13 protein-coding genes and 1 pseudogene are annotated in these 13,371 nt (G+C 71.0%); 6 read left to right on the top strand and 8 right to left on the bottom strand.

The window, feature by feature from the left end; genetic code table 11:
- Positions 1–106: 106 nt before the first annotated feature.
- Genes OG747_RS08290 through OG747_RS08300 form a run of 3 tightly spaced genes read right to left on the bottom strand, consistent with a single transcriptional unit; the run spans position 107 to position 3,680 of the window.
- Positions 107–925: a 3-oxoacyl-ACP reductase gene (locus tag OG747_RS08290; RefSeq protein WP_405878626.1), complete on the bottom strand. Its 819-nt coding sequence runs from the start codon at positions 923–925 to the stop codon at positions 107–109.
- The gene (locus tag OG747_RS08295) at positions 922–2,301 is read right to left on the bottom strand and encodes an aldehyde dehydrogenase family protein (RefSeq protein ID WP_405878627.1); all 1,380 of its coding nucleotides are present in this window, start codon (positions 2,299–2,301) and stop codon (positions 922–924) included. Before OG747_RS08295 ends, OG747_RS08290 begins: the two co-directional genes overlap by 4 nt.
- Positions 2,302–2,309: 8 nt before the next feature.
- Positions 2,310–3,680: a glutamine synthetase family protein gene (locus OG747_RS08300; RefSeq protein WP_405878628.1), complete on the bottom strand. Its 1,371-nt coding sequence runs from the start codon at positions 3,678–3,680 to the stop codon at positions 2,310–2,312.
- 77 nt (positions 3,681–3,757) lie between these two features.
- Between OG747_RS08300 and OG747_RS08305 the strand changes: the two genes are divergently transcribed.
- Both OG747_RS08305 and OG747_RS08310 read left to right on the top strand, forming a co-directional pair.
- Positions 3,758–4,495 (top strand): FadR/GntR family transcriptional regulator, encoded by a 738-nt coding sequence (locus OG747_RS08305; RefSeq protein WP_405878629.1) that lies wholly within the window; start codon positions 3,758–3,760, stop codon positions 4,493–4,495.
- 102 nt (positions 4,496–4,597) lie between these two features.
- Complete coding sequence (locus OG747_RS08310) at positions 4,598–5,278, top strand: gamma-glutamyl-gamma-aminobutyrate hydrolase family protein (RefSeq protein WP_405885479.1); 681 nt, start codon at positions 4,598–4,600, stop codon at positions 5,276–5,278.
- Positions 5,279–5,494: 216 nt separating this feature from the next.
- Here the strand turns inward: OG747_RS08310 and OG747_RS08315 are convergent, their stop codons facing one another.
- Positions 5,495–6,487 carry a LysR family transcriptional regulator gene (locus tag OG747_RS08315; RefSeq protein ID WP_405878630.1) on the bottom strand — a complete coding sequence of 331 codons (993 nt, stop codon included), beginning with the start codon at positions 6,485–6,487 and terminating at the stop codon, positions 5,495–5,497.
- Positions 6,488–6,557: 70 nt separating this feature from the next.
- On the opposite strand from OG747_RS08315, the gene OG747_RS08320 reads away from it, so the two are divergent.
- The 4 genes and pseudogenes from OG747_RS08320 (at position 6,558) to OG747_RS08335 (ending at position 10,490) form a co-directional block, all read left to right on the top strand.
- Complete coding sequence (locus tag OG747_RS08320) at positions 6,558–7,694, top strand: TDT family transporter (RefSeq protein ID WP_405878631.1); 1,137 nt, start codon at positions 6,558–6,560, stop codon at positions 7,692–7,694.
- Positions 7,695–7,956: 262 nt separating this feature from the next.
- Positions 7,957–8,082: pseudogene (locus OG747_RS08325) on the top strand (FMN reductase); the annotation flags it as partial.
- A 194-nt stretch (positions 8,083–8,276) separates the two neighbouring features.
- Entirely contained in the window at positions 8,277–9,386 is a 1,110-nt protein-coding gene (locus OG747_RS08330; RefSeq protein WP_405878632.1) for a PP2C family protein-serine/threonine phosphatase, read from the top strand.
- A gap of 111 nt (positions 9,387–9,497) precedes the next feature.
- Positions 9,498–10,490, top strand: coding sequence for an aldo/keto reductase (locus OG747_RS08335; RefSeq protein WP_405878633.1), 993 nt, complete (start codon positions 9,498–9,500; stop codon positions 10,488–10,490).
- A gap of 265 nt (positions 10,491–10,755) precedes the next feature.
- On the opposite strand, the gene OG747_RS08340 is transcribed toward OG747_RS08335, so the two are convergent.
- The 4 genes from OG747_RS08340 to OG747_RS08355 all read right to left on the bottom strand — a co-directional run bounded on the left by OG747_RS08340 (position 10,756) and on the right by OG747_RS08355 (position 13,354).
- Positions 10,756–11,547 carry a helical backbone metal receptor gene (locus OG747_RS08340; RefSeq protein WP_405878634.1) on the bottom strand — a complete coding sequence of 264 codons (792 nt, stop codon included), beginning with the start codon at positions 11,545–11,547 and terminating at the stop codon, positions 10,756–10,758.
- Positions 11,548–11,620: 73 nt separating this feature from the next.
- Complete coding sequence (locus tag OG747_RS08345; protein ID WP_405878635.1) at positions 11,621–12,202, bottom strand: helix-turn-helix domain-containing protein; 582 nt, start codon at positions 12,200–12,202, stop codon at positions 11,621–11,623.
- A 178-nt stretch (positions 12,203–12,380) separates the two neighbouring features.
- Positions 12,381–12,635 carry a hypothetical protein gene (locus tag OG747_RS08350; protein ID WP_405878636.1) on the bottom strand — a complete coding sequence of 85 codons (255 nt, stop codon included), beginning with the start codon at positions 12,633–12,635 and terminating at the stop codon, positions 12,381–12,383.
- Positions 12,632–13,354 carry a hypothetical protein gene (locus tag OG747_RS08355; RefSeq protein ID WP_405878637.1) on the bottom strand — a complete coding sequence of 241 codons (723 nt, stop codon included), beginning with the start codon at positions 13,352–13,354 and terminating at the stop codon, positions 12,632–12,634. Before OG747_RS08355 ends, OG747_RS08350 begins: the two co-directional genes overlap by 4 nt.
- Positions 13,355–13,371 lie beyond the last annotated feature (17 nt).

Here is a 13,371-nt window from a genome sequence, read left to right on the forward strand (position 1 = left end):
GGACGGCGACCGCGACCAGGGTCCATAAGGGTCCATGCGAGAAGGGTCCATGCGAAAGTGACTAAAAGGGTCGATATCGCATGGGGCATGCATATACCGGGGCGATCTACAGGGGCGTGACGTACGCGCCCGAGATTCCGCCGTCCACCAGGAAGTCGGAGGCGTTCACGAAGGAGGAGTCGTCGCTGGCGAGGAAGGCGACCGCCGCGGCGATCTCCTCGGCCTCCGCGAACCGGCCGACCGGGATGTGCACGAGACGGCGTGCGGCCCGCTCGGGGTCCTTGGCGAACAGTTCCTGAAGGAGCGGGGTGTTGACCGGCCCGGGGCACAGGGCGTTGACCCGGATGCCCTCGCGGGCGAACTGCACGCCCAGCTCCCGGGACATGGCGAGCACGCCCCCCTTGGAGGCTGTGTAGGAGATCTGCGAGGTCGCGGCGCCCATCCGGGCCACGAAGGACGCGGTGTTGATGATGGAGCCCTTGCCCTGGCGCCGCATGTACGGGATCGCGGCCTTGCAGCACAGATAGACGGAGGTGAGGTTGACCTCCTGGACGCGCTTCCAGGCCTCCAGGCCGGTGTCCAGGATGGAGTCGTCGTCGGGCGGCGAGATGCCCGCGTTGTTGAAGGCGATGTCCACGGAGCCGTAGGTGTCGTACGCCGTCTTGAAGAGCGCCTCGACCTGCTCGGGGTCGGTGACGTCGACCTTGACGAAGATCCCGCCGACCTCGTCGGCGGCGGCCTTGCCGCGGGCGTCGTCGACGTCGCCGCAGACGACGTGGGCACCCTCGGAGGCGAGCCGGCGCGCGGTGGCGAGACCGATGCCGCTGCCGGCGCCGGTGATGACGGCGGTACGGCCGACGAGACGGCGGCAGATGTTCCCTTCGGTGCCTTCGGTGGCTTCGGTACCTGCGGTGGCTTCGGTCACTGTGCGGGGCCCTCCGTGCTGATGAAGACGTTCTTGGTTTCGGTGAAGGCGGTGAGCGCGTCCGGGCCGAGTTCGCGGCCGATCCCCGACTGCTTGAAGCCGCCGAAGGGGGTCCAGTAGCGGACGCTGGAGTGGGAGTTGACGGACAGGTTCCCGGCCCGGACGGCCCCCGAGACGCGCAGCGCCCGGCCGATGTCACGCGTCCAGATGGACCCGGAGAGGCCGTACTCGGTGGCGTTGGCGAGGCGGATCGCGTCGGCCTCGTCGTCGAAGGGCAGGACCACGGCGACGGGACCGAAGACCTCCTCGACGGCCACGCGCGCGTGGGGCTCGACATCGGTGAGGACGGTGGGCGGGAACCAGAAGCCGGGGCCTTCGGGGGCCTTGCCGCGGATGCCGGGGGTGTCGGCGGGGACGTACGACCGTACGCGGTCCAGCTGTGCCCTGGAGATCAGCGGGCCCATCTGCGTCTGCTCGTCGGAGGGGTCGCCGACGACGACGGACTCGATCGCCGGGGCGAGGAGGCCGAGGAAGCGGTCGTAGGCGGAGCGCTGGACGAGGATGCGGGTGCGGGCGCAGCAGTCCTGGCCGGAGTTGTCGAGGAAGGACATGGGGGCGGCGGCAGCGGCGGCCTCGATGTCGGCGTCGGCGAAGACGATGTTGGGGCTCTTGCCGCCGAGTTCGAGGGTGACGCGCTTGAGGAGGGCCGAGCCCTTCACCAACACCTGTTTGCCCACGGTCGTTGACCCCGTGAAGACGATTTTGGCCACTCCCGGGTGCTCGACGAGGGCGTTGCCCGCGACGGGTCCCGCGCCCGGCAGTACCTGGAAGAGGTGCTCGGGGAGGCCGGCCTCCAGGGCGAGTTCGGCCAGCCGCAGAGCCGTCAGCGGTGTCGTCTCGGCGGGCTTGAGGATGACCGCGTTGCCGGCCGCGAGCGCGGGGGCGGTGCCCCAGGCGGCGATCGGCATCGGGAAGTTCCAGGGCGCGATGACCGCCACGACGCCGAGCGGTTCGAGGATGGTCACGTCCAGGCCGCCCGGCACCGGGATCTGGCGGCCGGTGAGCCGCTCCACTCCCCCGGCCGCGTAGTCGAGCAGATCACGGACGTTGCCCGCCTCCCAGCGGGCGTTGCCGAGGGTGTGACCGGCCTCGCGGACCTCGAGGCGGGCGAGCTCTTCGAGGTGGTCGTCGACGGCGACGGCGAAGCGGCGCAGCAGCCGGGCACGGTCACCGGGGGCCAGTGCGGCCCATGCGGCCTGCGCCCTCGTCGCCCGTACGACGGCGGCGTCCACGTCCTGCGCGGTGGCGGCCGGGACGGTGGCGACGACCTCCTCGGTGGCCGGATCGAGGACGTCCAGTTCGTGCAGTTGCGACAAGAGAGGCCTCACATGCGTTCGAAGGAGCGGCGCAGCTCCCAGTCGGTCACCGCGGCGTCGAAGGCGTCCAGCTCGACGCGTGCCATGTTGCGGTAGTGCGCGACCACCTCGTCACCGAAGGCGGCCTTGGCGATGGGGCTGTTCTCCCAGAGTTCGGCGGCCTCACGCAGAGTGGTGGGCACATGCTCGTACTCGGCGGTGTACGCGTTGCCCGCGCAGGGCTCCGGCAGCTCCAGCTTCTGTTCGATGCCGTACAGGCCCGCCGCGACGAGTCCGGCGACGGCCAGGTGCGGATTGACGTCACCGCCCGGCAGCCGGTTCTCGAAGCGCATCGAGCGGCCGTGGCCGACGACGCGGAGGGAGCAGGTGCGGTTGTCGTACCCCCAGGCGACGGCGGTCGGCGCGAAGGAACCGGGCTGGAAGCGCTTGTACGAGTTGATGTGGGGCGCGTAGAGGAGCGAGAAGTCGCGGAGGGCGGCGAGCTGCCCGGCGAGGAAGTGGCGCATGACGTCGGACATGCCGCCCGGGTCCCGCCCCGAGCCGGCCATCACATTCGCACCGTCCGCGTCCGTGAGCGAGAGGTGGATGTGGCAGGAGTTGCCCTCGCGCTCGTTGTACTTCGCCATGAAGGTGAGCGAGACGCCTTCCTGGGAGGCGATCTCCTTGGCGCCGGTCTTGTAGATGGCGTGCTGGTCGCAGGTGACGAGGGCCTCGTCGTACTTGAAGACGATCTCGTGCTGGCCGGGGTTGCACTCGCCCTTGGCGGACTCGACGGTCAGCCCCGCGGCCTGCATCTCGTTGCGGATGCGGCGCAGGAGGGGCTCGATGCGCCCGGTCCCGAGCACCGAGTAGTCGATGTTGTACTGATTGGCCGGGGTGAGCCCCTTGTAGCCCGCGTCCCAGGCCTGCTCGTAGGTGTCCTTGAAGACGATGAATTCGAGCTCGGTGCCGACCTGGGCGGTGTAGCCGAGCTCGGCGAGGCGGTCGAGCTGGCGGCGCAGGATCTGGCGGGGCGCGGCCACGACCGGCGAGCCGTCGTTCCAGGCGAGGTCGGCGATGAGCAGGGCGGTGCCCTCGTTCCAGGGGACGCGCCGTAGGGTGCTGAGATCGGGGTGCATGGCGAAGTCGCCGTAGCCCCGGTCCCACGAGGACATGGCGTAGCCGTCGACCGTGTTCATCTCGGTGTCGACGGCGAGGAGGTAGTTGCAGCCCTCCGTGCCGTGCTCCAGGACCTCGTCGAGGAAGAAGCGCGCGGCGAACCGCTTGCCCTGGAGCCGCCCCTGCATGTCGGGGAAGGCCAGGAGGACCGTGTCGATCTCGCCGGCCGCGACGAGGGCGTGCAGCTCCTCGACGGCGAGCGGGGGTGTGCGGTCTGCCACCGGAAAAGCCTCCTTGGGTCAGCCGAGAGCCATAAGGTATTGCCGAGAACCATTGCTTGGGAAGGGGGCGCGACCAGATGACGCAGGCGGAAGCCGACGGCGGCGTGGACGACCGACTGACGCCGGTGCTGCGGCCGGTGCGGGCGGGCAACGGTTTCGAGGAGGCGCTGGAGCAGATCCTTCAGGTGGTCCGGCTGGGGCTGGTGCCGGGCGGCGGGCGGCTGCCCGCGGAGCGGGAGCTGGCGGAGCGGCTGGGGATCAGCCGGGTGACGCTGCGCGAGGTGCTGAAGGTGCTCCAGGACCAGGGTCTGGTCGAGTCGCGGCGCGGACGGTACGGCGGCACGTTCGTGGTGCCGAGGGCCGACGCCCCCGGCGAGGACGAGCTACGGCGCCGGTTCGCCAAGGTCGACATCGAGGACGTACTGCGCTTCCGCGAGGTGCTGGAGGTGGGTGCGGCGGGACTGTGCGCGACGCACGGGCTCTCCCCGCAGCAGGCCGAACGGCTGCGCGATGCGCTCACCCGCACGCACGAGGCCCCGCTGGCGGACTACCGGCGCCTGGACACGCTGCTCCACCTCACCCTCGCCGAACTGAGCGGTTCGCCGTCGCTCACGGCCCAGTACGCGGCCGTCCGCGCCTCCGTCAACGACCTGCTCGACTGCATCCCCCTCCTGGTCCGCAACCTCGAGCACTCCCAGCGCCAGCACACCGCGCTGGTCGAGGCGGTGCTCGACGGGGACGCGGACGGGGCGCGGGAGATCATGCGGGAGCACTGCGCGGGGACGGCGGCCCTGTTGCGGGGCTTCCTGGCGTGAGCCGCCGACGAGTACCTTTCAAAGAAGCTTGCAAAGGTATGAGTACATTCCATTGGACCCGATAGGGAGCGCGGTGTGGGAAGTGTGGGAAGCGCGGGCAGTGTGGACAGACCGCTGATCGGCGTGAGTACGTATCTGGAGGCCGGGGCGCGCTGGGGCGTGTGGGAGCTGGAGGCCGCGCTGTTGCCGGCCGGCTATCCGCGGCTCGTGCAGGCGGCGGGAGGTCTCGCCGCGATGCTGCCGCCGGACGATCCGTCCCACGCCGCGTCGGCCGTCGCCCGCCTCGACGGACTCGTCATCGCGGGCGGCCCCGATGTCGACCCGGTCCACTACGACGCCGAGCGCTCCCCGCGCACCGGACCACCCGCTCCCGAACGCGACGCCTGGGAACTCGCCCTGATCCGGGCCGCGTTGGCCACCGGCACCCCGCTGCTCGGCATCTGCCGCGGCATGCAACTCCTCAACGTCGCCCTCGGCGGCACGCTCGTGCAGCACATCGACGGGCACGTGAAGGACACCGGGGTCGTCGGACGGCACGAGGTGACACCGGTGGCGGGGAGTCTGTACGGGGATCTCGCGCCGGAGGCGTGCGCCGTGCCGACGTATCACCACCAGGCGGTCGCACGCCTGGGACAGGGGCTGACGGCATCGGCGCACGCGGCCGACGGGACGGTGGAGGCGATCGAACTCCCCGGCCCCGGCTGGGTGTTGGGGGTGCAGTGGCATCCCGAGATGGGCGAGGACCTGCGGGTCATGCGGGCGCTGGTGCGAGCCGCTTCCTGAGCCAGTCGAGGGCGGCGACGCCCTGGGCGTGCTGGAAGGCGCGCACGGTCGGCAGCCCCGGGGGAGGTGGCCGCCGGGAGTGCTGGACGAAGAACCCGGCCCACGCGGCGGAGCCGCACGATGTCACAGCCCCGCGTCCCTTGCGGGGCGCAGCCCCCGCACCATCCAGCCCGTCCGGCGTTTGAGGACGAGGCCCTTCAGGCCGAAACCGGTGCTCTACACGCCCCGCGTCAGCGACAGCAGGTCCCGGGCCGGCCCCGTGGGCCGATGTCCCGTGGGCCAGACCGCCCGAAGGGCCCGGCGGAGTTGGACGTCGGACAGGGGGATGTCGACCAGACGGTGGGTCGACAGTTCCTCGCCGAGCGCCAGCTCACTCAGGACGGCAGGCCCCGCACCGCTCACCGCCGCGGCCTTGACCGCCGTGGTCGAGGAGAGCTCGATCAGAGGCCGGGCCAGGCCCCCCAACGCCGCGTCGAGAACCTGCCGCGTACCCGAACCCTCCTCCCGGAGGATCAACGGGGTCGCGGCCAGCTCCGCCCCGGCGAGGGGCGCGCGGCGACGGGCCCACGGATGCCCCGGCGCCGTCACCACGATCAGGCGGTCGTGCGCGATGACCGCCGAGTCCAGGGCGGGCGGGACGGACAGGCCCTCCACGAAGCCGAGGTCCGCCTCACCGGCGAGGAGGCGTTCGGCGACGGCGGTCGAGTTCCCGGCGAGGAGCGACACCGCCGTGTCCGGTCGCTGCGCGCGCAGCGCGATCAGCCAGCCCGGCAGCAGATACTCGGCGATCGTCATGCTCGCCGCCACCCGCAGCCGCGAGTCCCGCCGGCCCCGCAACGCCTGAGCCCCCGCGTCGAACGCCTCGGCCGCCTCCACGACCCGCCGCGCCCAGTCCGTGACCAGCGCCCCGGCGTCCGTGAGCCGCGAGCCCCGCGGCGAGCGGTCGACGAGCGCCACGCCCAGCTGCCGTTCCATGGAGCGGATCCGGCTGCTGGCCGCGGGCTGGGTGATCCCCAGTTCCCGGGCCGCCCGTCCGAGACTCCCGAGCCGCGCCACCGCGAGCAGCAGCTCCAGCGCCCCGAGATCGGGCACCCGGTGCGCGATCCCGACCGCGACCGACTCCCCGGCCTCCCTACCGCCGGCACCGCCGACACTCACCGCCGGCTCCCCCGACCGACTCCGGATCGAACCCTCACCACTCACACCCATAAACCCAGCTTATGCCCCCATAGACCCACACTCCCTGGTGGGGACCCCGCACCGGCGCCACCGTGGACCCATGGTCACCGCAGCCCAGCCCCTCCTGCCGACTCCCGCCTCCCCCTCCGCCGCCGGAACCCGGCACCCCCGCGCCGCCGCCGTCCGTCACCTCGGCCCGAACTGGTACGCCTCCGTCATGGGTACCGCGATCGTGGCCACCGCGGGCGCCGGGCTCCCTGGCGGCCTCCCGGGCCTGCGGACGGTCTGCGCCGCCGTCTGGGCGCTCTCGGCCGTCCTGCTCGTGACCCTGCTCGGCGCCCGCGCCCTGCACTGGACGCACCACCGCGACCAGGCCCGTGCCCACCTCCTCGACCCGGCCGTGGCCCCCTTCTACGGCTGCCTGTCCATGGCCCTGCTGGCCGTGGGCGGCGCCACCCTCCTCGTCGGCCAGGACTGGATCGGGACGCACACGGCGGTCCTCCTCGACGCCGTGCTGTTCAGCGCCGGTACGGTGGTCGGGCTCGGCGCCGCCCTGGCCGTCCCGTATCTCATGGTCGTACGCCACCGCATCCGGCCCGACCAGGCCTCCCCCGTCTGGCTGCTCCCCCTCGTCGCGCCCATGGTGTCCGCCGCCCTCGGGCCTCTCCTCGTCCCCCATCTCCCTGCGGGGCAACCCCGGGAGACCCTGCTCCTCGGCTGTTTCGCGATGTTCGGGCTCAGTCTGCTGGCCATCTTCGTGATGCTGCCGGTGATCTTCGCCCGGCTCCTCACCGCGGGTCCGCTGCCGCTCGTGCTCACCCCGACGCTGTTCCTCGTACTCGGTCCGCTCGGCCAGTCCACGACCGCCGTGGGCAAGTTCGCGGACTTCGCACCGGGCGTCGTGCCCGCCCCGTACGACCAGGGCTTCGCGACGCTCGCGGTCCTCTACGGCGTCCCGGTACTCGGGTTCGCGCTGCTGTGGCTGGGGCTCGCCGCCGCACTGGTGGTGCGGGCCCGCCGTCGGGGCATGAGGTTCGCGATGACCTGGTGGGCGTTCACCTTCCCGGTCGGCACCTGTGTCACCGGCGCCGAGGGGCTGGCCCGGCACACCGGGCTCGTCGCGTTCGACTGGCTCGCGATCGCTCTGTACGGGCTTCTGGTGGCCGCCTGGTGCGTGGCCGCCGTACGCACCGCGCGCGGCCTGGTCAGCGGCGAGCTGCTCGCAACACCTAAATAGGCGTAACTCCACCATGGACGGGCAGTTCCCGGCAGGCGTCGGTGGAACCTCAGCCAGTGTCCGCTCGACCGCCCGGCACCCTGCCGCCGGCTTCCGCCCCAAAACAGGCACCATCCCGGCTCACCGCTAGAGCACCTCGGCGCTCATGTCGTACGCGTCCTGGTGGCGTCGGATCTCGGTGCGCTGTTCGGCGGACCAGGCAGCCAGGGGCTCGATGGCGGAGAGCAGGGAGGAGCCGAGGCTGGTGAGGGAATATTCAACACTCGCGATACCCGGATCGGTGACCCGATTCGCCGAGACCCACCCGGCCGATGACACCGAAGCCGTCGCGCAGCTCAGGCAGGTGCTCAGCGCCCTCGCCGCCACCATCGAGGCCCCCGCATCCTGAGCCCCGTATCCCCGGCACGCTCCGAGCGGAGGCGTTCCGGTGCCGGGTGGCGGGCAAGGGACGGCCTTCCACCCGGCGTGATCCGTACGCAAGGCGCACCGACGGCGTGGGAACACTGCAACGTCATGGTGCGAGCTGTGACTCCCTGCTCGTATCGTGAAAAGGCAGACAGCGGCATGGTAAGCGGGAAAATCATGGCAGAACCGGCGGTCGACTACGCGGCGGTGTTCCAGGCCCTTCCCGGAGCGGTGGCGCTGGTGACTCCGCAGCTGATCTTCGCGGACGCCAACGCGGAGTTCCTGCGCCTCCGGGGCCTCCCCCGCGAGCAATTGGTCGGTCGGTTCCTGCCCGAGGACCGCCCCGAAAAGGACCCCGCCGAGCCTCTCCTGCTCAGAGTTCTGGCGTCACTGCGCCGGGCGCTGGACACCGGTGAGCGCAGCGTCGTAGCGCTGCAGCGCTACGACATGGAGGACCCCGACCAGCCCGGGGTATGGCACGAGCGGTATTTCAACATGACCAACATTCCCGTATTCGGACCTGATGGGCGGGTGACGCTGCTGCTGCACCGGGTGGAGGACGTCACCGAACTCATCCGCACCCGTGAAGTCGCGCTGGCCTTGCAAGAAGCCATGTTGCCCGCTCCTCGCCCGGTCGGCCGGCACTCGACGGCCGTTCGCTACCGGCCCGCCGCCGAAGCGCTGAACGTGGCCGGCGACTGGTACGACCTGGTCGACCTGCCCGGCGATCGCATCGCCGTCGCCGTCGGCGACGTCGTCGGCCACGGCCTGTCCGCGGCCGGCGTCATGGGACAACTGCGCAGCGCCCTCACCGCCGCCTCTCTCGTCCCCGAGGGCCCCGCCCGCGCTCTGGAAGTCCTCGGGCTGTACGCCCGCACCATCGACGGCGCCGAGAACACCACCGTGGCCACGGCATTCATCGACTGGGAGAACCACACCATCACCTACAGCAGCGCCGGCCACCCCCCACCAGCGCTCCTACAGAGGGACGGGACCGTCGAGTTCCTGGACCAGGCCACCGACCCGCCACTGGCCGCCCGCCCTCAACACGGCCCCCGGATCCAGGCTGTCGCGGCCTTCCGCGAGGGCGCCGTCCTCGTGCTTTACACCGACGGTCTGATCGAACGGCGCGGCGAAGACATCGACACGGGCCTCGCCCGGCTCGCCGACTCCCTGGCCCGCCACCAGGCAGACGACCCCGAAACCCTCGCCGACGCCGTACTCGCCGACCTCATCCCACCCGGTGACGCCACCGACGACACCGCCCTGGTCATCGTGCGCCTGTGAACCCGGCCCGCCACGTTCGCCCGCTCGGCGGCGGATATGTCACGTGACGGCAGGCGCACGGCTCGCCGCCATCGACTACAAGATCAGTCTCTATCAGGAAAGGCTATCCGCATGAAGAAGATCACCCTGGGAGGCGAGGGGCTCGAGGTCTCGCGTCTGGGCCTCGGCTGCATGGGCATGTCCGGGGGCTACACCGGCGCCGGCACCGACGACTCCGGGTCGATCGCCACGATCCACCGCGCCATGGAGCTGGGCGTCACCTATTTCGACACCGCCGAGATCTACGGTCCGTACACGAACGAGGAACTGCTGGCCAAGGCGTTCGCCGGCCACCGCGACGAGGTGGTCATCGCCACCAAGTTCGGTCAGATCAACCACCTCGTGCCCGAGGAGAACGGGCTGCCGGTCCTCGGGCTGAACGGCACCCCCGAGAATGTGCGGCGGTCGGTCGAGGGCTCGCTGCGACGCCTGAACACCGACTACATCGACCTCTACTACCAGCACCGGATAGACCCGGGGACGCCGATCGAGGACACGGTCGGGACGCTTTCCGAGCTGATCGAGGAAGGCAAGATCCGCCACTACGGGCTGTCGGAGGCGGCGCCCGCCACCATCCGGCGTGCGCACGCCGTGCACCCGGTGACCGCCATCCAGACCGAGTACTCGCTGTGGACGCGCGACACCGAGGCCGAAGTGCTCCCCACCGTACGCGAGCTCGGCATCGGCTTCGTGCCCTACTCGCCGCTCGGCCGCGGCTTCCTCACCGGCACGATCCGCTCGCTCGACCAGCTCGACGCCGACGACTGGCGCCGGTCCAACCCGCGCTTCGAGGGGGACAACCTGGAGGCGAACATCCGGATCGTGGAGCACGTGGACGACGTCGCCAAGCAGCTCGGCGCGACGCCCGCTCAGGTTGCGCTCGCGTGGCTGCTCGCGCAAGGCGACGACATCGCGCCCATTCCCGGCACGCGCCGGGTCGCCAACCTGGAGCAGAATGTGGTGGCGGACGAGCTGGTGCTCTCGGCCAAGCAGTGGGAGCAACTGTCCGAGGTGGCGGCGCCGGTCGGCGACCGGTACGCCGACATGAGCCGCATCAACCGGTAGTCCACATCTGTTCGGAGGGGTGCCGGCTCGCGTGAGGCGGGAGCCCTTCGTCTGGGGCATGCACACACTGAGGTACGGTCACGTACTTCTCCTCTCAGGTTCGCCTGGTAACTGGTGTCGAAGTTCCCCAGATCCCCGCCGTTCAGGGCGAGTTGCCGAGTCGGTGGCCAGCCATGCGTCAGCGCGCCAACTTCGCAGGTCAGCGGGGGCGCCGTGTTGCATCACCTGAGCTTCCCAAGCTGAGGTTCTGGCATCTGGCCTCCACTCATGGTCGACATTGAGCTTCCGCAGGCCCTGCTCGCAGCACCTCGCTGAGCAACCGCGGCGCCTGCGCCAACGACGGGCCGTACCAGGTCAGCAGGCGGCCGTCGACGAGCGCGCAGGGCACGCCCTCGAACGCCTCGGGGCCGTCGTCGGCCGTGAAGCGGTACGGCTCGTCGGGCAGGACGACGAGATCGGCGCCCGCCGACCTGAGGTCGGGGAGCGGGATACGGGGGTAGCGGTCCTCGTGGTGGGCGTACGCGTTGTCGACGCCCAGACGCGCCAGTACGTCCCCGGCGAAGGTGTCCCGGCCGAGGACCATCCAGGGGCGGCGCCAGACCGGCACGATCGCGGTCGTACGGCGGTCGGGCGTCGGCAGACGCACCCATGCCGTCTCCGCCTCGTCGAGCCAGCGCGGCCGGGTCCGGGCCCCGCACGCGTCAAGCACCCGCTCCAGCTCGCGCAAGGCCCCCGGCACGTCCCGTACCTCGGTGACCAGGACCTCGATGCCCGCCTCCCGCAGGGCCGTCAGGTCCGGCTCGCGGTTCTCCTCCTCGTTGGCGATCACCAGGTCGGGGGCGAGCCGCACGATCCGGTCGACCTGGGGGTTCTTGGTGCCGCCGATGCGTACGACGTCGAGGTCCGCCGGGTGGCTGCACCAGTCGGTCGCGCCGACGAGAGCGCCGGGAACGCTGACGGCCACGGCCTCGGTCAGCGAGGGCACGAGCGACACGACACGCGGTACGGCAGCCGCGTTCACCACGGCATATCGCTCATAATGGGATGTCCCGGACATGCTGCCAGTATCGCAGCGCACCCGGCCCGCCTCCCCCGCCGACGGGCGGAATCCGCCAGGAAGGGCGGATGTTTCAGCGCTTGCCGAAGGTGTTGCGGTCCTCCACCGCCTCGATGTGGTCGGCGACCTCGACCACGACCACCCGGGTGTCCGGCACGGTCGCCCGCCACCGGTGGCGCACTCCGCCGGTGAGATACAGCGTGTCGCCACGGCCCAGCCGGTGGGCGCGACCCTCCGCCTCGACTTCGACGGCGCCGTCGGCGACGTACATCAACTTGTCGTTGCGGTGCTGGAGTTCACGGCCCTCTTCGTGGTCACCGGTGAACTCCGTGGCGTGCAACTGGTGGTGACCGCGCACGAGGGGGCGCATATGGGCTTCAGGAGTGAACTCGGCACCGGAGTCGGCGCGCACGACGTCGACGCTGCACGCCGGGTCGGCCGCCGCGAGCAGCTCGCCGGCGGTGGTGCCCAGGGCGTCGGCGACTCTTTCCAGGGAGCTCTGGCTGGGCCGGGCCCGCTCGTTCTCCACCTGGCTGAGGAAGGGAACCGACAGGCCGCTGCGCTCGGCCACGACGGCGAGCGTGAGCTCCAGTGCCCGGCGCCGCCGCCGGACGGCCGCACCCACCCGAAGGGGCTGTTCTTTGTGGTCGCCCATCGCTCCGGCTCCCTCCCACGCATCGTCGGTCTACCGCTTCGGTCTACTGCTTCGGTCTACTGCTATCGGTCCGCTGCTTCGGCGCACAAGTTCTGATGAGTTGTTTGCACCCTACGCATGTTCGGCAAACCGTTTCATACACCCGTCACATCGCTGACACATCCAAGGAGGGTGAGCCTCACAATTCGCGCCAATAGACGAGTTGCCCCGACTCCCCCGGCGCCGCGCCCTCCCGCGGGACGAAAAGGCTGACCAGCAGGGCCGGGTGCCCGTCCGGGTCGGTGAGCGAAGTCGCCGAGGGATTGGCGAAGGAACGGCTGCCGCCGTGGGTGCGGATAGTCAGCCGATCAGCCCGGCCGGTCATCGGATCATAGGCGTACGTCCGCCAGCTCCCGAAGTCCCCGCGCCACCCCTGACCCTCCGTCAGAATCATTCGCGTGCCGCCGAGTTCGAGGAGCGAACGGTCGCCGAGATTGCCGCGGGTGCCCCAGGCCTCCAGGGCGTGGTCCAGCCGCCGGTCAGGTGTGGCATGCCAGGTCGTGAAGTTCTTGAGCGTGGCGCGGAGTTCGCGGTCGGTGTCGCAGCGCGCCTGATAGTGGCCGGTGAGTTCGACCGTGCCGTCGTGAACGGACGTGATGTCCGGTGTGCCCTCGGCGCAGCGCGAAAGGGTGCGCCGCGCGTCGTACGCGTGGGCGGCTTTTCCGGCCAGCAGGGCCTGGAGTCGGGGGTACCCGCGTACGGCGATGTGGTTGTCCGGATCCTTTTCGTACGCAAGGACGTATCCGCCGCGGTCGTCGGCGGCGGCGCGGGCTGGCTCGTGCCCGCGCCGAAGTCGTGGCGGCAGGTCCAGACGCGCAGATCCGTGGAGGTGGCGAGGGCGGCGTGGTAGCGACCGTCGCCGAGGAAGGTGTGGTAGACGGCGAGATAGGTGCCGTCCGGGACCTGGGTGATCTGCGCGGTGTCCATGGTGCGGCCGGAGTCGTCCCGCAGGTCGTACACGTACCCGTCGGCGGCCCGGACGTCCGAGGCGAGTGCGGCGAACCGCTCGGTGGCGAGGGACGCGGGCTCGGCGCTCGCGTCCGACAGCAGCACAGCCGCGGCCACCACCACGAGGAGGACAGCGAGGGCGCCGAGCCGGGACAGGGGGCGCACGGAGTCTCACAGGAACG

It is taken from the genome of Streptomyces sp. NBC_01384, from assembly GCF_045040035.1.
GTDB lineage: Bacteria > Actinomycetota > Actinomycetes > Streptomycetales > Streptomycetaceae > Streptomyces.